The 19,894-nt window shown below is 69.0% G+C and carries 15 protein-coding genes and 6 pseudogenes; 10 read left to right on the top strand and 11 right to left on the bottom strand.

What is annotated here, in order from left to right; genetic code table 11:
• Window positions 1-4: 4 nt before the first annotated feature.
• Window positions 5-838, bottom strand: coding sequence for an alpha/beta fold hydrolase (locus tag AMK22_RS18250; protein WP_073786298.1), 834 nt, complete (start codon window positions 836-838; stop codon window positions 5-7).
• A 57-nt stretch (window positions 839-895) separates the two neighbouring features.
• Between AMK22_RS18250 and AMK22_RS18245 the strand changes: the two genes are divergently transcribed.
• Together AMK22_RS18245 and AMK22_RS18240 are read left to right on the top strand one after the other, a co-directional pair.
• Window positions 896-1,369, top strand: coding sequence for a MarR family winged helix-turn-helix transcriptional regulator (locus AMK22_RS18245; RefSeq protein ID WP_073786296.1), 474 nt, complete (start codon window positions 896-898; stop codon window positions 1,367-1,369).
• A gap of 184 nt (window positions 1,370-1,553) precedes the next feature.
• Window positions 1,554-2,080 (top strand): annotated as a pseudogene (locus AMK22_RS18240) (transposase); the annotation flags it as partial.
• A gap of 201 nt (window positions 2,081-2,281) precedes the next feature.
• On the opposite strand, the pseudogene AMK22_RS18235 reads toward AMK22_RS18240, so the two are convergent.
• Window positions 2,282-2,560, bottom strand: a pseudogene (locus tag AMK22_RS18235) (transposase); the annotation flags it as partial.
• A 460-nt stretch (window positions 2,561-3,020) separates the two neighbouring features.
• Here AMK22_RS18235 and AMK22_RS18230 point away from each other — a divergent pair.
• The 7 genes and pseudogenes from AMK22_RS18230 to AMK22_RS18200 form a co-directional block, all read left to right on the top strand.
• Window positions 3,021-3,554, top strand: coding sequence for a hypothetical protein (locus tag AMK22_RS18230; protein WP_073786439.1), 534 nt, complete (start codon window positions 3,021-3,023; stop codon window positions 3,552-3,554).
• Between the two features lie 59 nt (window positions 3,555-3,613).
• On the top strand, window positions 3,614-4,627 hold the full coding sequence (locus AMK22_RS18225; RefSeq protein ID WP_073786292.1) for a hypothetical protein: 1,014 nt from the start codon (window positions 3,614-3,616) through the stop codon (window positions 4,625-4,627).
• A gap of 34 nt (window positions 4,628-4,661) precedes the next feature.
• Complete coding sequence (locus AMK22_RS18220) at window positions 4,662-5,993, top strand: Dyp-type peroxidase (RefSeq protein WP_073786291.1); 1,332 nt, start codon at window positions 4,662-4,664, stop codon at window positions 5,991-5,993.
• A gap of 64 nt (window positions 5,994-6,057) precedes the next feature.
• Window positions 6,058-6,942, top strand: coding sequence for a bile acid:sodium symporter (locus AMK22_RS18215; protein WP_073786289.1), 885 nt, complete (start codon window positions 6,058-6,060; stop codon window positions 6,940-6,942).
• A 191-nt stretch (window positions 6,943-7,133) separates the two neighbouring features.
• Window positions 7,134-7,334, top strand: a pseudogene (locus AMK22_RS40995) (transposase); the annotation flags it as partial.
• Window positions 7,316-8,784, top strand: a pseudogene (locus tag AMK22_RS18205) (ATP-binding protein). The pseudogenes AMK22_RS40995 and AMK22_RS18205, both read left to right, overlap by 19 nt.
• A 131-nt stretch (window positions 8,785-8,915) precedes the next feature.
• A pseudogene (locus tag AMK22_RS18200) lies at window positions 8,916-9,215 on the top strand (helix-turn-helix domain-containing protein); the annotation flags it as partial.
• 488 nt (window positions 9,216-9,703) lie between these two features.
• Here AMK22_RS18200 and AMK22_RS18190 read toward each other — a convergent pair.
• From AMK22_RS18190 to AMK22_RS18160, 6 genes are all read right to left on the bottom strand, one after another.
• Window positions 9,704-10,147: a hypothetical protein gene (locus tag AMK22_RS18190; protein WP_073786287.1), complete on the bottom strand. Its 444-nt coding sequence runs from the start codon at window positions 10,145-10,147 to the stop codon at window positions 9,704-9,706.
• Between the two features lie 68 nt (window positions 10,148-10,215).
• Window positions 10,216-10,686, bottom strand: coding sequence for a hypothetical protein (locus AMK22_RS38450; protein WP_143203579.1), 471 nt, complete (start codon window positions 10,684-10,686; stop codon window positions 10,216-10,218).
• 588 nt (window positions 10,687-11,274) lie between these two features.
• The gene (locus AMK22_RS18175; RefSeq protein WP_242434028.1) at window positions 11,275-11,694 is read right to left on the bottom strand and encodes a hypothetical protein; all 420 of its coding nucleotides are present in this window, start codon (window positions 11,692-11,694) and stop codon (window positions 11,275-11,277) included.
• Window positions 11,695-11,868: 174 nt separating this feature from the next.
• The gene (locus AMK22_RS18170) at window positions 11,869-12,204 is read right to left on the bottom strand and encodes a beta/gamma crystallin domain-containing protein (protein ID WP_073786281.1); all 336 of its coding nucleotides are present in this window, start codon (window positions 12,202-12,204) and stop codon (window positions 11,869-11,871) included.
• 347 nt (window positions 12,205-12,551) lie between these two features.
• Window positions 12,552-13,109, bottom strand: coding sequence for a hypothetical protein (locus AMK22_RS18165; RefSeq protein ID WP_073786279.1), 558 nt, complete (start codon window positions 13,107-13,109; stop codon window positions 12,552-12,554).
• A gap of 15 nt (window positions 13,110-13,124) precedes the next feature.
• Window positions 13,125-13,760, bottom strand: a complete 636-nt coding sequence (locus tag AMK22_RS18160; RefSeq protein WP_073786277.1) for a hypothetical protein — start codon at window positions 13,758-13,760, stop codon at window positions 13,125-13,127.
• Here AMK22_RS18160 and AMK22_RS18155 point away from each other — a divergent pair.
• Window positions 13,698-14,096 (top strand): hypothetical protein, encoded by a 399-nt coding sequence (locus tag AMK22_RS18155; protein ID WP_073786256.1) that lies wholly within the window; start codon window positions 13,698-13,700, stop codon window positions 14,094-14,096. The genes AMK22_RS18160 and AMK22_RS18155 overlap by 63 nt on opposite strands.
• Window positions 14,097-14,160: 64 nt before the next feature.
• Here the strand turns inward: AMK22_RS18155 and AMK22_RS18150 are convergent, their stop codons facing one another.
• From AMK22_RS18150 to AMK22_RS37585, 3 genes and pseudogenes are all read right to left on the bottom strand, one after another.
• Entirely contained in the window at window positions 14,161-14,871 is a 711-nt protein-coding gene (locus tag AMK22_RS18150; protein ID WP_073786240.1) for a DUF4232 domain-containing protein, read from the bottom strand.
• Between the two features lie 1,137 nt (window positions 14,872-16,008).
• Window positions 16,009-17,988 carry a protein-arginine deiminase family protein gene (locus AMK22_RS18145; RefSeq protein ID WP_073786238.1) on the bottom strand — a complete coding sequence of 660 codons (1,980 nt, stop codon included), beginning with the start codon at window positions 17,986-17,988 and terminating at the stop codon, window positions 16,009-16,011.
• Window positions 17,989-19,067: 1,079 nt separating this feature from the next.
• Window positions 19,068-19,882, bottom strand: a pseudogene (locus tag AMK22_RS37585) (HAMP domain-containing sensor histidine kinase); the annotation flags it as partial.
• Between the last annotated feature and the right edge of the window lie 12 nt (window positions 19,883-19,894).

Here is a 19,894-nt window from a genome sequence, read left to right as displayed (position 1 = left end):
GAAGTCAGTGATGCGGAAGGGCTTCGAGGAACTCGGCCAGGAGAACGTTGAACCCGGCCGGGTCCTCCATGTTGGGGAAGTGCGCGGCGTTCTCCACGGACACGGCGCGGCCGTTGGGGACTGTGTGAACCAGGCGCTCGGCCATCGCGATGTGGTCGCTCACGTCGAGGGCACCGTTGATCGCCAGGACGGGAACGTCGATGGATGCCGCACGCCGCCAGGTCTGCGGAACCGGTACGCGATGGTCTGGTTCGCCGACCATGTGCTTGGAGATCGTCCGGGATGCCATCGCGCGCAGGCAGTTCGCCACGTACGCGTCGACGTCACCGGGCGAGCGGTGCGGGCCTGCCGCGAAGCGCACGTGCCCGTTCAGCCAGCCCTCGATGTCTCCGGCGGCCAGCGCATCGTTCTGCTCCCCCAGAACCTCCAGGCTCCAGGCATCCTCGAAGTACGGTTCACTGGTCCCCACACCGCTGACGACCACCGCGCGAACCAGCTCGGGGTGCTCGAGCGCGGTATCAACCGCGGTGCCCCCGCCCATCGAGACCCCGACGAGCACCGCCGGCCCGGCATCGAGATGACGCAGGAGCGCTGCCAGGTCGTCGGCCGGGCGGAACGGCCGGGTCGCGTTCGAGGAGGCTCCGTGTCCACGGGCGTCAGGTGCGACGACCCGGTAGTGCGGGGCGAACGCCCGTGTCTGATCGTCCCACATCTCGTGGTCGAAGAACCCGGCGTGGAGCAGCACCAGTGGCTGCCCCTGGCCGGCGTCGTGGTAGGCGAGGGAGCCGTCGGAGGTCGTGAACGAATGCATCTCGGAGCGCTCAGCGAAAGCAGGCATGACAACCAAGGTGTCATCTTCCTCGAAAGTTGGCAACCGAGGTGTCATCCTTGGGGAATGACAAACACCGACACCCCTCTGATGCCCGACGAGCTCGCCGACCGACTGACGGAGGTGTTCGCCCTGGTGGGGCCGCTGTACCGGCGGGTGCACCGCAAGGTGGAACAGGCCCAGCCGATCGAGGGGCTGTCGGTCGGCGTGCGCGCCGTCCTGGATCTGCTGCACCAGCACGGACCGATGACCGTCCCTCAGCTCGGCCGCTCCCAGACACTCAGTCGGCAGTTCGTGCAGCGCATGGTCAACGATGCCGCCGCGCAGCACCTGGTCGAGGCCACCCCCAACCCCGCCCACCAGCGGTCCTCACTCATCCGACTGACCGCCGACGGCACGGCGGCCATCACAGCGGTGCACGCCCGCGAGCACGCGGCCTTGCGGCAGGTGGGCGGCGACCTCACCGGCGCCGACGTGGATGCGTGCGTGCACGTCCTGACCCGGATGCTCGCGCTCTTCGACGACGTCGACGTCAACTAACTGTGCTTACGTGCAGGCCGCCCGAATTTGATGAAGATCAGCTACGACTGCTTCACGGAGAACCCGTACGGCAACCATGGGCGTAAGTAACCGCAATATATGCCAATTAGGGTCTGTGTGATGTCGTGATCAATCTTGCCGATGCGGATCCGCCGGGAGGGCGGATCCGGTAGGAACGAGGGTTGTGACACGCAGGCAACTCACTGATGAGCATTGGAAGTTGATCGAGCCGTATCTGCCGATCGGCGAGTACGGCCCGTACCCCGAACGACTGCGGGATCAGTTCGAGGGGGTGATCTGGCGGTTCCGGTCCGGTGCCCAGTGGCGTGAGATGCCGAGCGAGTTCGGGCCCTGGGCCACCGTCTACGGACGCTTCCGGGTCTGGCGGAACGTCGGCGTCTTCACCGCCCTTCTGGAAGGTCTGATTGCCGAGGCCGCCCGGCAGAGGAAGGCGGACTTGTCCCTGGTCAGCGTGGACTCCACTACCGTCCGCGGTCACCACGACGCCGCCGGGATGCGCGTCGACAAGGAGGTCATGGATGCCCTGGTGGAAGCTGCCGCGGAGGAGGAACAGGCCCGGCAAAAGGGGGCAGCGAGACGGGACAGAACGGGCAAGGAGAGGGAAGCGCCCCCGAGCGGGAAGAGCGGCGACGCGTCCGGCGACGGCACAGGCTCCGCTTGAAGGAGCGCGGCCGCGGAGCCAGAGGCGGTCAAGGTGACCGAGGCGCACAGGGCGCTGCTGCGGGAGGCGGCCCGGGTGTCGTCGGCGACGGTGCTGTGTCATCGGGACGCCTGGGAGTTCATCACGGCCCACGCGGGACGGCGGCCGCACTTCCGGGCGCCGGCGCGGACTCCTCCCCGGCACGATCAACTCCAAGATCATCCCAGACCGGTCAGCCAACGTGACAACGCCGTCCAGCGCTATCTGCTTGAGCCGGGCGAACACGCCCAGGCGTATCCACTCGGCACGACGGCTGCGGATCGTGGTGGCCGAGCAGATTGTGTCGGCGATCGCCTCGTAAGAGCAGCCGAAGCGAAGCAGTTGCAGGAGCTTGTCGACGATGCCCCGGTCACTGATGCGCCGACGGTGGCAGCCGAGCGGATGATCCGGGTGGTACTCCGGCCGCTCGGCAGCAGGGCTGTGAATTGGCCCCAGGGCGGCTCTGTCAGCCATGATGGAAGCGCGGGCACAAGTCTCCCCAGTGATCACAGAGCGTCGCAACTCCATGATCACCAGGACTTGTGCCCGTTCTGCTGCCGGGGTCCCTAACCACACCTATCCGCGCGACCTCTAACTCCAGCAAACCGAGTTACACCGTTCGTTTGACCCTGTCGCACATTCGGTGGTGACTGTAAGTCGTTGCCGTCGCTGACAGTGTTGTTCCCAGGTCAGCGCAGGTAACGCCACCAGCGAGGCAGCGCCCATCTGGCTTGAAGACGCGTCTGCGTCTGCTGCACTTGGACGCCGGACCAGGCACTGCGACGATGACGTTCAGTCACCACCGAATGTGCGACAGAGCGGTTCGTTTGACAGTGTCCCCATACGGGCGGCTCGGATTGATGACGCTGTGTGCTCGCATGCGGCGGCCGACGCTGCGTGTGAGGATGGAAGCGGGGTTTGTCCGGCCGGTAGGCGGCGGGAGGAATGGCCATGGAGATCAAGCCGCAGGCGGCCGTCATCGCCAAGGACACCGATCAGCTCGAACAGGGGAAGTACGGCCCGATTTTCCCGAAGACACCCGCGTGTTACGGCTTCACTATCGTCGCGAGGGTGAAGCCGGGCCGGGCTGAAGCCATGCGGGAATACGGCTACGCCCTGGCCAGGGCGCTGGAGAGCGATCCGTATCTTCTCGCGCCGCTGAAGCTGCACTATCTGCGTTGGGTGCTCTTCGACGATGACACGCGTTTCATGTATCAGGGGATCTTCGACACCGATTTCGACAAGTACACCGAGGACGCCATCGCGCTGTTCAGCAAAGCGGGAGTGAGCACTGCTTTCGAGAATCTCGAAGGGTTCCCCGAGGACTGGAGAACCAACCCTGAGGCGTTCGTCAGGTTCGTGCGTCAGCACCACTGCCCGAGCTTCATTGAGTACGGGGAGTACCCCTACGTCACGGCCGACGAGATCAAGAAGGCGCTACGCGTCAAGAACGCCCTGTCGGACATGCTCGACCAGTTGCAGTGAGAATCCGCGGCCTGCGGCGCGAGCCGGCGCGCAGACGGCCCACCGTTGAGGGAGGCGGAATGAACGAGGTCACCACCGCCCGCACGTACAACCAGAATCACGTCCCGCGCTCCCCCACTCCTGGCCGGCGGCGAGTGAGCATCTATGTCTCGTGGAGCTACCCTGCCGAGTCGGGCAGGAGCCCCGCCGAGCTCGACAACCGGTTCTCCACGATGACCGAGGTCCGGCGGGTGGCCTGGCCCGCCTACGAGGACCCGAAGTGGTCTGACCCGCTGCGATTCCAGCAGGGCATCGCGGGATCGCTGGAGCTGTTCTTCTTGGCCTGGGTGCCGTTCCAGCGGTTCGTCGAGGAATGCACAGGACACCCCGTCCCCGTGTACCAGCGCATCGACCAGGCCGGTTTCCGCACCCCGCTCGACGAGCGGGTGCTGGCCGACACCGACACCCTGTTCGTGTTCGGGCTGGACCACATGGTCACCGGCCAGGAGGCGGAGCCCGGCGAGGTTGAGGCGCTGCGGGCGTTCCTCGGCCGAGAGGACGCCTGCCTGATCCTCGGGCCCCACCATGACGTGGGGGCATCGGACGACCTGGCGGTGCGGAACATCGAGTACCACCATCACGGCGATCCCCTGGTCCCTCGGCAGCAGCGCTTTGCCGGATACCTCCGGGGCGTGATGCGGGAGCTCGGCGTACCGGTGGAGAACCGCTACGGGTTGCGGCCGGCCGTGGGGGAGCAGAACCAGATCGCCCCGTTCTCCGCTTTCAGGGACCGGGACGCCAAGGGGTGGCTGGAAGGAGTCACCAACTTCAACTTTCACCAGCACCTGCCGCACTACGCCGTGACGACGGACGAGCCGGACATCGTTCACGTCCTGGCCATGCAGCCGATCGACACCTCCAGGCCGCATCCGTTCACCGAAGCCGGCAACAGCGCGTTCAACGCGTTCCTCTGGATGCCCCCCGAAGGTGAGCGGGCCGGCGACGTCCTGCTCGCCGACTCCACGATCTTCAGCTCCTTGTTCGGCGGCGATGAGAGCCTGCGCAATTTCTGGCGGAACCTCGTCACCAAGTAGAGACGCGGGCCATCGCGGCGAGGAGGCGATTTCCGTGAGCGGAACGCAAGCGGCACTGGAGCTCGACGACATTCAGAGCGGAGTACTCGCTCCCCGGCCGACCCCGTACGCGGCGACCTATCTGGTGTTCCACATCGGTGACCGGGCGCACGGGAGGGAGCTGATGCGGCGCGCGAGCGCGGTGGTGACCTCGGCCGCCGACTTGGTCAGCCCCTCGGGGGAGACGTGGGTAAGCGTCGCGCTCACCTGCCACGGGCTGGAGGTCCTGGGTGTGCCCAGCGCCTCGCTGGAAACGTTCGCGTGGGAGTTCCGGCAGGGGATGGCCGCCCGCGCCAGAGCGCTGGGCGATGACGGCGAGAGCAGCCCCGAGCACTGGGAAGCACCACTGGGCACCCCGGATGTCCATGTGGTGCTCACCGCGGTCGCACCCGACCCCGAGCGGCTGGAGGCAGCCATCGACCGGGCTCGCCCCGCCTACGAACAGCTCACCGGGGTGACCGCGATCTGGCGGCAGGAATGCTACGCGCTGCCCACTGAGACCGAACACTTCGGCTACCGCGACGGTGTAAGCCACCCGGTCGTCGAAGGCAGCGGCATCGCAGGGTCGAACCGGCTGGAGACGCCGTTGAAGGCGGGCGAGTTCGTGCTCGGCTACCGGGACGAGATCGGCGGCATCCAGATGCCGCAGCCGGAGACGCTGGGACGCAACGGCAGCTACGCGGCCTTCCGTAAACTCCGCCAGGACGTCGCCGCGTTCCGCCGCTACCTGCGTCAGGCCGCCACCAGCCCTGAGGACGAAGAGCTGCTGGCCGCCAAGATGATGGGCCGCTGGCGCAGCGGAGCTCCGCTGGCGCTGAGCCCGCAGCACGACGACCCCGCTCTCGGTGCGGACCCCGGCCGACGCAACACCTTCCTGTACGCGCGGGAGGATCCGGCGGGATTCGTCACCCCTGCCGGTTGTCACATCCGCCGAGCCAATCCCCGTGACGCCTCGGTGGCGGGCGAGGTGCGACTGCACCGCATGATCAGACGCGGCGCCGTCTACGGTTCGCCACTGCCCGATGTGGATCTGGAGAACGACGGGGTGGACCGGGGACTGATGTTCGCGTTCATCGGGGCCCACCTGGGGCGGCAGTTCGAGTTCGTCCAGTCCCAGTGGATGAACGACAGTGTGTTCTTCGGCGCGGGCGATGCCAAAGACCCCGTCGCCGGGTCTCACGACGGCAGCGGCGGCTTCACCGTTCCCCGGCGGCCGGTGCGCCGGCGCCTGCCCCCGCTGCCGCGGTTCGTCGTCACCCGCGGCGGCGAGTACTGCTTCCTGCCTGGCCTGCGCGCCCTGCGCTGGCTCGGCGATCTGCGGGACTGACCGTACGCGAGGCACGCCCCGGCATCGGCCCGAGACGGCTCCGCAGGCCCGAGGGAGTCGCCTCATGGAGACACTGCATCTGCTGTTCAACGCCATCACTGTCATCTTCATCGCAGCCACCATGTTTGCCGCTGGTCTCGGAACCACCGTCGCGGCTCTGCGGAGCGTCTTCACCAACATCCCCCTGCTCGTGCTGGCCCTGCTCGCCAACCTGGTGGTCGTCCCGCTGCTGAGCTGGGGCATCGGCATGCTGTTCGGCCTGCCCGCTGCGGCGTTCATCGCCCTCGTCCTGGCTGCCTCCTCGCCGGGCGGGCCCTTCGGGGCGAAGCTGGCCATGGTGCAAGGCGGTGATGTTGTCGCAGGCGCGGCCATGCAAGTGCTGCTGGCCACCATTGGCAGTCTCACTTTCGCCCCCACGGCCAACGGGATCCTCAGCGCCTCCGGTGTCGGCCAGGGAGTCTCCCTCGACATAGCGGCGCTGGTGGGAACCGTGGCCCTGCTGCAGCTCCTCCCGTTCGCAGTCGGCCTGCTGCTGCGCCACTGCGCGACGCCCACTGCACGAGCGTGGCACCCCCCAGCGACCACGGTCTCGAACGTGACTTTCCTGATCGTGCTGGCGGGCATGCTTCTCGGGAACTGGCATGACGTCCTCGCCCTGCTCGGCTCGCTCGCCCTCCTGGCCGGTTTCGTCCTCGCGGCCGCCGCCTTCGCTGCAGGCACCCTGCTCACCACCGGGCCGCCGGTACGCCGCACCACCATGGGAGGCATCGCCGCCGTACGCAACGCCGGGCCCGCCCTGGCCGCGATCGGCATCGCCTTCTCCGGCCAGCCCGCCATCCTCGGCGCACTCGCCGCGGTCCTGCTCAGCGGCCTGGCAGCAGCCCTCCCGATCGCCGCGGTACTCAACAGCCGCAGAAACCGCCCCCCAACAACCAGACGGGCACGCTGACCAGGACACCGCCTCCCGTCGGCTGTACCCGCGCGATACACCGCCGATGGCCCTTGCCGGGCCGGACGTCCTTCGCCAGTCGGTCGAGGCAGTCCACGAGCCGGGTACCGGTCGTGGTGACCCGACCAGCCCGTGCTCGCCCGGTACACCGCGCCTGGCGCTCTGTGCGTCGATCGGTTCCAAGGCCTGGCATCGTTGTCGTCGCCGCGTCTCACCCGCCTCGCGCCGAACAGCGCTTCAACGCCGGGCGTCCTTGGCGGGCTCACCGCCAGTGGTGAACGAGGTTTCTGTGGCGGATGCGCACGGGCGCCCCATGGCGTGATCTGCCCGAACGGTACGGCCCGTGGCAGACCGTCTACCGTCGCTTCACCCAATGGGAGAAGGACGGGACCTGTCCTTGCCCGAGTTCAAGGCGGACGCGGTGGCGCTGTACTTGTCGGACCCGAGCCATACCTTCGAGGGCATCGGCAAGGGATCAGCCGGGAGACGCTGCGTAACCGGGTGCGGGCCGAGCTGCTGCCTGCCCGGACGGCGACGCTCCGTTGGAAGTCCGCCGCCTTCATCACCGTCATGTGCTGCCTGCTCGCCACGTCGCTCGGCACCCTGGTGCACGTCTTGGCCGTACGGCAGGCCCAGGCTCATGCACGCGACTCGGCTCTGGCGGAACTGGATCGCACCGTGGCCGCGTACGTCGCCGGGGAGCCCCTCGGCGACAACGCCGCGGTGGATCCCCCGGACCTCCCCGCGCCCCTGCGCGCGATGGCCGTGACGCGGCACGAACGCGGAACCCAGCTCGCTGACCACCAGGGCTGCCCGACCATGTGGGCCACCGCTCCCGTCTCCGGGGGCAAGGTGCTGGCCCTGCGTCTCGACTTCAGCGATCAGGCAGCCGCCGTCCGCAGCCTGGACCGGGCCATCATCGCCTCCTCCGGCGCCGCGCTCGGCCTCACCCTCGGGGCCGGGCTGATCTCGGTCTCCCGTGTCACCCGCCGACTGCACCGGATCGCCCATGTGGCCCGGCGCATCAGCACCGGTGATCTCGACGCCCGCGTGAACGACCCCCGGGCCCAGCATCCGGGCCGCGCCCAGGACGAGGCCACCGCCGTTGCGGCCGCGCTCGATACGATGGCGGCCACCTTGCAGGCCAAGCTCCACAGTGAACAGCGCTTCACCGCCGACGTCTCCCACGAGCTGCGCACCCCGCTCGCCGGACTCCACGCCGCAGCCGAGCTGCTGCCGCCCGGCCGCCCAACCGAGATGGTGCGCGACCGCGTGGGGGCCCTGCGCCGGCTGACCGAGGACCTCCTGGAGATCTCCCGGCTGGACGCACAGGCGGAGCGGGCCGACCTGGACATCCACGCACTGGGCCCGCTGACCGAGCGAGCGGTGCGGGCCACCGGTACGGAAACCGAGATCCGCATCGTACGGGACGCCCATGTGGAGACCGACCGGCGCAGGCTGGAGCGCGTGCTGGGAAACCTCGTCGCCAACGCCCACAAGCACGGCTGTCCGCCCGTCGTGGTGACCATTGACACCCATGTCGTGACCGTACGGGACCACGGCGACGGCTACCCCGCCTACCTCCTCGACCAGGGGCCCCAGCGGTTCCGGAGCCAGTCAGGCGGATCAGAAAGCGGAAAGAGGACCGGACACGGCCTGGGCCTGACGATCGCCACCGGTCAGGCCGACGTCCTCGGCGCCACTCTCCGCTTCTCCAACGCCCCCGACGGCGGAGCCGTCGCCGAACTCCGCCTTCCCCTCGAACCGGCCGACCAGCCGAGACAACCCCAGGGCCAGGAAACGCACGGGCCGGAGAAGGTCGTCTTCCGCACCACCCGCTGAGCTCACGGCACCGGACTGCAGTGGTGCCGTTCGGCGATGGACAGCACCGGTGGAGAACCCACCCCCTACTGACTTCGGCTCGTCAGGGTGATCTTTGTCGATGTGCCTGATGGGCCTGGGGTGCGGGCTGTATCTCGTGTTGTGCGAGATATGCGGATGGGGGCGGGCTGACCGCTGAGGGGCGGCAGCGTCGGGAGGCCGTACGGCGGCAGGCGGCCGAGTTGTTCGAGCAGAAGATCAAGCCGCTGGAGGTCGCCCAGCATCTCCGTGTGAGCCGGAAGCTGGCCTGCCGGTGGCACCAGTTGTGGCGGGACGGTGGGATCGGGGACCTGGTCTCGCGCGGGCCGGGCGGATCACGGTGCCGTCTGTCGCCGCGCTGCCTGGAGAAGCTCGCCGCATATCTGGAGGAGGGGCCGAATGCGCACGGATGGGACGTCGGTGCGGATGACGGGCTTGCCCACGGGGCGTGACCTGCAGGAACAGGGACTGCCCGATTTGAGGGGTTCACACCTCCGGTCGCATCTGCGGTCCCCTGCTGGAAGCAACCGCCCAGCCAACAGGCGCTCGTAGAGGGCACGCGCAAGGCGGGCGCGGTTCTGGGCGCAGCGGGCGGTGCCTTCCAGGGGTGCGGACAGGCGCCGGTCGGCTTCGCAGAGGGCGACTTCGGCGGTGGTGCAGCCGGCGCGGTCCTGTCGGCGGGCGCGGCCGCTGTTCATGTCTGCGGCCTCAGTGGGGTTCACGCGACCTGTTCCGGGCGAGCCGGTGACGGGGCTCTCCTCGCGCGGCTCTCTACGCGTTCGCGTCCCGCGCAGACCGGGCGGCTCGCCCGTGGCCTCGGCGTCGCCCCGGGAGAGGTGGTCGCCGCCTACACCCCGGAGGTGCGGGCCGCCGTCATCGTCGAGCTCAACCGGGCACTCGGCTACTGAGGTGGGCCGTCACCCGGTTCGGTCGGCGGGGCCGTCGCCCCCTCGTGGCCGGTCGTTGCTTCGGTGAGGCGATCCAGGCGCTCGTACAGGGTGCGGATGAGGAGGGCCCGGCCCTGGACGCACCGGACCATGCCGCGCGGTGGGGCGGTGAGGCGGCGTTCGGTGTCTTCGAGGATGAGGTCGGCGAGTGCGCGGGCTGTTTGGTCGTCGGGCAGTTGGTGGGCAATGGTGCGGAGGTCGTGGGCGACGGCGCGGGCGGCGCCGGTGAGCTGGAGTGCGATCTGGTGGTAGTCCGCGTCGTGCAGGCCCGGTTCGCTGCCCCATGCGAGGACGGCTTTGACCAGGCATTCGTGGGAGCGGCGGTCGAGGGGGAGTTCGGCTTCGATGCGCCCCTCGGGGTCGTGCAGGACGGTACGGGTTCTGCTCGGGTGTTTCATCGGGGCCTCGCTGCTGGGGCGGTCTCGCTCGGGTGGCCATGCTCCGCGCCGGGTTTTGGGCCCGGTGTTCAGCGGGTGCGGCAGGCAGGCGCGCAGGCCCATAGTTCGGTGGGCTCGGTGAGGAGACCGGTTTCGGCGGTGTGGGTGCCCAGTGACCGGTCGGCGTGGAGTCGTGCCCCGCACAGTGCGCAGCTCCAGCTGCGGACCTGGTCGAGTGTCAGCCTGGTCAGGTCGATGGGCAGGGCGGTGTCCGGGTGGTGTCCTTGGATTTTCTGTAGTGCGTGGTGCAGTGCGGCGGTGTCGGTGAGGGGTCGGCGTGAGGTGATCAGCCAGTAGGGGCCGGGCGGCGTTTGCTTGCCCTGGGGCGGGAGGACGATGTGGTCCGAGTCGCTCAGGGCGGTGGTGTGGGGGTGGTTCCAGGTGCGGGTGGTGCCTGCGGGCACGAGGACGTACGCGGTGCGGGTTGCGGGGTCCATGATGACCGGGCCCGCCTGGTTGCCGAGCCGTTCGACGGCCTGGAGTCCGAGGAACCGGGTCATGCGGATGGCGTGCCACGAACCCCAGGCTGAACATCCGTACATCTGGAAGGTTCACGCCGCAGCCGCGCTCCTCAGCCCCTGGGAAACGGTACGGACCCACGACGCCTCCGAGCGCCTCCACAACCAGCTTCGCCCGGTCTTCACCGAACACCTCGCTCTCAGCGAGGCGGCGTACCGCGATGCGTGGGAGCGCTTCGAGTACCTGCGCATGATCGCCCAGCAGGACGATGCCGCCCGGTCTGCGACACGTGCTTCATCCGGAAGGAAGGAAGCTACAACCATTACGAGCCCGTCCCCGCCACGTGGCTCAAGCAGGAACTGGACCGCCACGGGGACCTGCACCCGCTACTCGAAACGGGTTTCCTCAACGGCAACGCCCAGCGCCTGCAGACCGCGAAGAACGCGGTCGACACCGAGTTCAACAGGCGCACCTCCGAGAAAAGCTGGCGGTAGGCCATGCACCCCACCTGCTTCACGTGGGCACCGCGCATCCATCTCAGCCGGTGACCAGCCGGGAACGAGCGGCGCGGCCAGGCAGGCCAAAGCGTTGGTGCTCCACTTCGCCCAGGCCCCAGTACAGCGGTAGCGCTACATTCCTCCCGCCACGCCCCAGCCATGCAGGAAGGCGGCGAGAGCGCGGCGCTGTTCTTCCTCGCGGGCGATCTGCTGCGCGAGCACGGCGCGGTCGACGCACGGATCGACAGCGGCGAGGACCAGGCGCCGCAGTTCGTCCGGCTCCAGCGCCTCAACCTCCCACTGCACCGGGCGTTGGGGGTCGAAGCCGTAGCGGGCGGCGAAGGCCGGCCATCTCGGGTCGCCGTGCTTGCCCTCGGCCGACAGCAGCTCGTACTCGATGGTCTGCTCGCGGGTCAGGAGCACCCGGCGGACCTCGCCCCAGCAGTCTGCGGTGCGCCGGACCCAGTCCCGTTCGATGTCCGCGCCGCTCGCATCGAAATCACCGCACCAGAGCAGCGTGGCGCGGCCCTGCCGGGTGGTGCGGCGGCGCACGGCGTCGGCATAGGACTAGGAGGCGAAGCCACGGACGGCCAAGACGTTGGCTGTGCCCCATCCGCAAACCGTGAGCTCTTCCCGAGGAAGTGCTCACGGTTCATACACCACCTGCCTCACCCCTCCCGGGGCACGCAGGTCACGTCATGGCTCATCCGGTCCGGACGCGCTGGGTCAGCGGATCTGCAGCGCGTACAGCGTCTGGTTGAGGTCCTCGATGTCGACGATCGTGGACCACTTGTTCATGGATATGGCCTCGTTGCCCAGCCACATCTCGATGTTGTTGTTGCCGGACGAGACACGCTTCACGTTCGGGAGGTTGGGGGTCACAACGCCCTTGTTGGCATAACACACAGTGCCCTCACCGCCATTGTATGTGACCTTCACGAAGTCGGTCCTATCGCCGCAGTCGGTCTGGTTGATCGCGGCGGCGGTGGAGGCGGGGAGAAGGCCCGTCAGGGCACCCGCCGCCACCACGGTGACGGCAAGACGCGAGAGAGAACGCTTCATAGAGTGGAAGTCCTTTTCCCAATGGAACGGCGCGCAGGACCACACCGACGGAGCAGCCCAACGGCCGTTTCTTGCAAGGTAATTACAGCGGGCTCATTAAATCAGAGGCCACTGTCAGGCCCCGGCCACGGGCGCGTCTCACACCTTGAGCAGAGGGTGCTGCCACGGGTGTGCATTCCGCTGTGATGTCCGTTCCTTCCAGTGGTTCGGACAGGCACTGGTCGGCTTCACGGAGGACGACTTCGGCGAGGGCGCCACGGGCCGCCGCTCTCGGGCAGGGCGGCGTGCCGTCCTCGCGATCTCACGTTGGGTGAGACCCCGCCGTATACGTGCCGAGGCCGGTCGGGTCAGGGTCGGCGTGGTGGGAGTTCCAGAAGCATGGCGTGGAAGAGCGGGGCGTCGGGCAGTCTGGGTCGTAGGTCGCCGAGGGTTTTCCAGCCCCATGTTGCGTAGAGTGCATGGACTTTGGGGTGGTTCTGGTCGACCAGAAGGGTGGCGCGTCGCTCGGGCCGTGGTGCGAGGTGGGCGTCGTGGAGTCGGCGGGCGGTGCCGGTCCTGCGCCAGGGCGTGCGGACCATGAGCTCGCTGAGTGCGTAGGTGCGGGTGCCGGTCTCGGTGACCATGTCGGTGGGGACGTCGGTGAGGAGGCCGCGCCACCAGACGGTGCCCGGGGGAAGTGGTGCTCCGTAGGCGTAGCCGACGGGCTGGTCGTTGTCGTATCCGATGGTGCAGGTCCAGCCGGGTCGGGTCGTCCAGTTGTCGAGGCCTTCGGCGAAGCGGTCGACGGCGCAGAAGGGGTCGGTTCGTGCCGGCTCGGCGTAGACGTCGGCGTAGATGTCCAGGAGAAGGGTGCGCAGGCCGGGGGTGTGGTGGGTGGTGTGGTGGCGGAGTTGTATGTCGGTCACGGCTGGGTGGTCCTCCTATGCGGCGGTGAGGGTGTGGCGGAGTGCGGTGAGCCGGGCGGTGTTGTTCTGGCTGCTGATAGGGGTGGTGTCGATCGTGGCCACGGTTGTGGTGGCCGTGTTGGTGTTGCCCTGGGCGAGTTGGAGTTCGGCGAGCTGGACGGTGCAGTAGGCGCGGCTGCGTCGAAGTTGGGGTTCGAGGAGTGTGAGGGCCTGGGTGGTGGCGGTCTCGGCGTCGATGAGGTGTCCCATGGCCTGGTGGGTGATGGCGGCGAGCCCGTGGAGTTCAGCCGCGGTGAGGAAGTTCAGCCAGCGCGGTGCGGGTTCGGCGGGGTCGATGCAGTCGTAGGCGTTCTGGGCGGCGAGGAGGGCGCGGGCGGCGGCCGGGTGGTTTCCGGTACGGGCGTGGCTGATGGCGAGGCGGGAGTGGAGGAGGGCGGCGTAGCGGGGGTTGTGGCGGGCTTGGCGGGTGGTGAGGGTGGTTTGGCTGATGCGGAGGGCTTCGGGGTGGTGGCCGTGGCGGCGGGCGTGGACGGCGAGGTCGGACCAGGCGCGGGCTTGTGCGAGGGGGTCGGTTGCGAGGGCGGCTCGTTGCAGGGCGACCTGGCCACGGCCGGCGGCAACACCCGGGCCGTCATCACCACCGAGATCCACCTCGGCGACGCCTACCGCTACGGCGGCGACATGGAGACCGCGGACGCGCTCTACCGCGGGGCCCTGGACGCCGCCCGGAGCCAGCACCCGGAACTCGTCGACTTCGCCCTCCAGCACTTCGGCAAGCACCTCATGGAGCAAGGCGACCTTGTGCTGGCGCGCGCCCGCCTGAAGGAAGCGCTGCGACTGCGGATCGCCAAGGGCGACACCGGGCTGATCGAATCCACCCAGGCCGCACTCGACCGCGTCGCCCTGCTGATCGGCCAGGCCAGCGCTGGTGCGGCTGGTGACGCAGAAGCGCCACGATCGCGGTTCCCCAGCGTAGCCGCTCGGTAGCCCCTGCTACGGAGGTGATCGAGCGGTCAAGTAAGGCGGCGATGCTTCACTGGTCGACGGGCCGTCAGAAGTCGTACGGCTTCTTGGTGCTCCAGTTCAGAACGTCGGCCTCGTTCCAGCTGAACTGCGGCTTCTCGCCCTTGGTGTCGACGGAGTAGAAGGGACCGTTGCGACCGTCCGCGCCGCGCAGCGCGATGGCGAACGACTGCGCCGTGTGGTTCTTCGAGCCGTAGTCGAAGAGGTTCACCGCGCTGTATGCCTTGTCTCCGGGCCGGAGCGTGATGTGCTTGTCGCCGCCCGGGTTGTCCTTCTTCGAGTGCGGCAGTGCGGCGCCGTCGACGTCCCCGTCGAGCTTCACGGCCGGGTACGAGGTGACCCAGCATGGCTTGCTGCCCTCGTTCGACGCGGTGACCAGCAGGTGATCGCCCTGCTGACCGGCGAACCGGTGTACTGCGGTGATCAGCATCTCGTCTCCGCGGCACTGCTGGACGCCGCCCGTTGTGCCCATGCTCGCGACCTTCTCCGTCCCGCCCGAGGTGGTCGCCGAGCGCGCCCCCTCCTCGGGGTCACCACCGCTGTTGGCCTGCTCCGCGCCGGCCTTGCCGTCCCCGTCGGACGCGGACCGGCTCTGCGCGGTACCAGCGGTGTGGTCGCCGCCCGCCGCCTTCGAGCCCTCGTCGGCGCCGCCGCAGGCGGTCAGGCCCAGCGCCAGCGCGGCGGTGACGGCGGCCAGGGCGGCGGAACGGGCAGTACGGCGGGCACGGTGCGTGGTCATGATGAAAGCTCCCCCATGGTCTGTCAGGACGCGGCACCTCCCCTGTTCCCGCAGGGCGACCGGCCACATCGGCTGTTGTGCTGCACCCCATGAGATGACGCCAGGGCAGGCATCGTTCACTCAGGTCTGTCCGCATTCGGTAACAAGGCAACTGGGCGCACGCACGCCGGTGTTCACCCCGCGCCCGACAGCGGCGCAGCGCCCCCGGCTACTGCGGCACAGGGAAGGCCACCAGGCGCCCTCGCCCCATGGGGCCACGGCCGCGTCGCTGAGGGGGGCGGCGGGCGGTGGGCGTCCGGCGCACGTGCGACCGGCGTCGCGCGACTGCAGCGTGGTCCCGGCGGGCCGGTGGACCGGCGGGCGCGGCTGTGGACGTCGCGTAGGCGGTGGCCGGGACGGTTTCGGCGTCCGCGATGTCGTGGCCCGCCGCGACCTTGGCGGCGTCGTAGTCGGCCAGGTCTAGTGCCGCTCCCGGCAACGTTTGCCCCGTCGCACCGCCCGGCACGCACGCTCGCGGCGTTGGCCGAAAGCCCACGTAGCCCTTCCCCAAGCTCTCGACTTCGTTCGAGCAGGGGAGACCCCATCCGAGGGCTTTCGGCCGCCTTGCGATCGCACGCACCGGACGCCGCTCCTTCCGGGCAAACCTTGCCGGTCACGGCACTAGGTGGTGGTGCAGCTCGCGGCCGACGGTGGCGCCGATGAGGGCGAGGGTCTTGGCGAAGGTGAGTACGCGGGGGGGCCGGACAGTTCGTAGGTCCTGCCCGCGTGGTCGTCGTCGGTGAGGGCGGCCACCGCGACGTCGGCGATGTCCTCCACGGCGACGAAGGGCTCACGGCCGTCCCGGCGGGGGTCGCGAGCTCGCCGCCGAGGCCGCTGGGAGGAGGAAATCCGGTGCGGAGAAGTCCTGCGAGAACCAGCAATCGGTGTGAGCCACCACGAACGCTTCCCGCCGGACGCCCGGTTGCAGCAGGCTCGTTCCCCCCACGGCCTTCGTACTGGCCAATTGCCTCTTTGGCCGGAGCACAGGATCAGATGAAGGCCGTGTTCACGTCCCCGGAATCCTCGTACGAGCGAGCGCGTTCGGGACATCGTTCGAGGTCAGACAGCTCAGACCCACGCTTGGAAGGTAGGACAAGCTCAGCGGTCGCGCCACCAGCGGGCCCCGGGGCCGAAGACGCCCCGGAGGGTGTTGGTGGCGCAGTGGATCTCCCCCTCGCCGACATGCACACCGATGAGGTCGTCCACGTAGCTCACCCGATAGCCGGTCCTGTGGAAGGCCGCGGTGATCGCCTCGGCGAAGACGTCCTTGCCGTCCACGACCGGGCCGTACGGCTTCGGGGCGACATATCGACCGTCGTTGAGCACGAGCCCGTTGGCTGTGCCGGGAATCTCTGCGACACCGTCCCGCATCGCCTCGAGTTGCTTCTGCTTGGCGTCCTTGGCCGGGCCGTCCTCCATGCCGCGGATCTCTGTATCCAGCATTCCGTAGTCGAGCGACCGGGCCGTGAAGAGGGCCGGGACGCGGATGATCTCGGCGTCGGTCAGACCGGCCTTCGCCCTGAGCACGGCGAGGTTGGTGTCGATCCGTTCGGCGGCCCGCTCGTTGGTGCCGGTGAACTGAGTGTCGGCGAGGAAGGCGTCGACGGTGCGCTGGTCGATGCGCAGGTCGTACGGCCACTCCAGCTTGGGCAGGCCACCGTGCAGGAGTTCGCCGCCATGGCCCTTCTTCTGGACATCACGCAGGAGGGCGAGACCGGCACGCGGGTCCGCGACCACGGCCCGCCAGCCGAGCCGGCTGCCGGGTACCGGAAGGAACTGCACGAACTCGTCGACGTGACCGATGGTCAGCCACGAGGTGTCCAGAGAAATCGGGTCCTGCATGCCCTGGGCGCGCAGGAAGGCGAGCATCTCCGGGGCGGGACCGGTCTTCCCCGGGGCCAGGCCGTCCCCGCCGATCACGACGCGGCCGTGCGGGTTGCCGGGGCTCGGCGGCACCGTTTCCAGGTTGCCCATCGAGTCGTAACTGCTGTTCTCGTTCACGTCGGGGACGTGGGTGATGTGGACGGCGGCCACGTCGTGTCCGGCCAACTCGGTGAAGGCGGTGCGGGCGGCGACGCGGCGGTCGTCGTTGGCCGAGGTGATGAGGACCCGCATACCGTGCGGGCGGCCGTCCGGACCGGGGATCGCGACGTAGCCCGGCTCGAAGATGTCCTGGGCCCAGGTGTCGCCCTTGGTGTCGAGGGCGCGCGAGGGAGACGTCACCCCGCCGTCGGGCAGTGCGGCGTCCAGCTCCCTGACGAAGGCCTCAGTATAGGTGTCGTCCTCGTCGGTCGCGGCTCGCAGCACCTCCTGAACCGGGGCGGTGTTGAGCTGGGTGAGCACTGGGGCCTGACGCAGCCCCAGGTGTGCCGACGCGCTGGCGCCGTCCGCGGTGACGGTGAGCGTGACGCTGGTGCGGCCGTCCCAGTCCGCGGCGTCCCTGATCACGTCGAGGCCCTCGACCCCGAGTTCCACGCCCCGCCGCAGCTCCTGCGCGGTCAGACGGGTCTGCGGGCCGACCGCCTCCCAGCCGAGCGGCGCCGAGCCGCCGGGCCGGTGCACGAAGAGCCGGATCCGATGGGCGTCCTTGGCCGGAATCGTGATCCGTCCGCTCGCGGAGGCAGGGGCACCGGCCCAGGGACGCGTGCGGAACCGGGCGAGGTCGGCCTCGTCGTCTTTCCCGTTGACGATGTCGTCAGCGGCGTCGTTGCAGGCCGCGAGGTCACGGTCGGTCTTGTTCTGGTCCCAGCGGTGGGCGCGGACCAGCTCCGCCCACTCCGCCTCGGCCTTCTCCCTATCGGGCTCCTTCTCCAGCTCGGCCTGCTTCTTGTACAGCGCATCGTCGTTGGCGGCCTCGCGGTCCACGGCCCGCTCGACCAGGGTGTGGGCCCGGTCCCGGCACGCGCCCGCGTCATCGTCGATGTTGGGGAGGAAGAGCAGGTCCGGGCCGGCTTCGGCGGGTTGCTCCGCCTGGAGACCGGCGAGCGGTGTGCCGACGGCCGTGGCGGGAAGGGCCAGACTGAGGAGGCCGGCGCTCACGGCACCGGTCAGCAGAATGCCGCGGGTGTGGTGTCTCATGGCACGCACGCTCACAGGGCGGTGTGTGATCCTTGTCAGGATCCTGTCGGCGGGAGGTCAGGGCAGCTTTGTCGACGTCGAGTGGTTCTGGCTCGGCTTCCTTGCAGGGGCCGCTTCGAGTGACGGTCGAGTGTCTCGGGACAGCTTCGGAAGTCGCCCGAAAATCGGCCGTCGACACAGTGGTTGGGCTGAAAGTCCGGGCCGTGGAAGAGGTCGTGCTCCGGTCGGAAGAACTGTTGGTCCCGGCAATCGCGGACATCGCGGTGCTGTCGGTGAACGTGAACATCGAGATAGTGCGCGTTGAAGCGCAGCGCACGACAGCCGGTGCCGCCTGCCTGGGGTTTGTGGGGCCTGATCGACCCGGATCCACAGCTCCTGCCTGCGGTTTCCCGCCGGCTCGCCGAGCGTCGGCCGACGTGTCGTGCTCCAGTTACGGGTTCGGCGGTTCCGGCGCCGCAACACCGCGTGCGCCCGCCGGACCTTCATGGGACAGATATCCGGCCTCACCCCGCAGGCACGGCCAGCGCGCTGAGCGGCTGCGCTCCACTGTCAAGACGAACGACGAGGGACGGAGGATCGGGAACGGGCTCAAGAGAGTTCGTCACGCGTTCACGGGTGGACAGCCCGCGCTGCTTGTGATGCGGAATGGGAAACGGGAAATAGTCGAAGCGCGGTCTGTCCGGACCTCGCCGTCCTCGACGCGGACGACCGCATCCAACAACGCTCCTGACCAGGCGCGAGAACAGCCGACCACCGGCACCAAGACCCGCGCCCGGGTTCTCCGCACGAACTCGGCATCGAACCCGAGGCATACAGCCCGAAACTCGACGTCGACTTCGCACCCCTTCGCGACCAGGACCTGGCAGCAGAAGCCGACTTCGGTCAAGCCGCCTGCCCCTGGCCGACACCCTGCGCGCCTCTCCCTGGCGACCTTCACGCCCGCCGCCGGTGCGCTGCAGCCCCTGCAATACCAGGACGCGCCGGAGCTGGACAAGGACGACGGCGTCGGGGAGGCCTGAGCGTCAGGAGCTGACAACGGCGGCGAGGTATTTCGCCTGGTGTGTGTCGGCCCGCTTCAGTCAGCGGCCCTGATCGATGACGTCGTGGAGGTACTGCACGGCGAGCCTCTCGCCGTCGCCCGCCTCCGGTAGCAGCGGGAGGGTGAGCCTGAAGACGGCGCCCGCGCCCGGCGCGCTGTGCGCCGTGACGGTGCCGCCATGAGCCTCCGCGAGTTTGCGCACAATCGACAGGCCGAGGCCGCTGCCGCCGGTCTGCCTGCTGCGGGACTTCTCGGCGCGCCAGAAACGCTCGAAGACGTGAGGGAGTTCATCCGGCGCGATGCCCACTCCCGTATCCGCCACGTCGATTCGTACGGAGCCCTCCGTCGCCCTGGCGCACAGGGCCACCGTGCCGCCGCGTGGCGTGTGCCGGATTGCGTTGGAGAGTAGATTGCCGGTCATCTGCCGCAGCCGGACCGGGTCCGCGTCCACGAGCGCGCCTCGTCGGCGGAGACGGTGAGCCGCACCCCGCTCGCATCCGCGTCGGCACGGTGCGCGTGTGCGGTCTGTGCCAGCACGTCCGTGACCGGCACCGGCACCTTCGACAACCGCAGCTCGCCCGCATCGGCCGCCGACAGATCACGCAGGTCGTCGATGATGTGCTGCAGCAGCAGGGCCTCCTCCAGCACGGAGGCCAGCAGTTCCCCGTCGTTGTCGACGACGCCGTCCTCCGCCGCCTCCAGCCAGCCCCGGATGTTGCTCAGCGGCGTGCGCAGCTCGTGCGCGACGTCGCTGACCATCGCCTTGCGGAGCCGCTCCAGTTCCGCGCGCCGTCCGGCCATCGTGTTGAAGGCGACCGACAGCCGGCCGATCTCATCGCCGCCGACCACCCGCACCAGGGCGATCAA

The organism is Streptomyces sp. CB01580, from assembly GCF_001905795.1.
Lineage (GTDB): Bacteria > Actinomycetota > Actinomycetes > Streptomycetales > Streptomycetaceae > Streptomyces.
The sequence above is the reverse complement of the archived record's forward strand: the minus strand, read 5'-3'. Positions and strand labels throughout refer to the sequence as shown.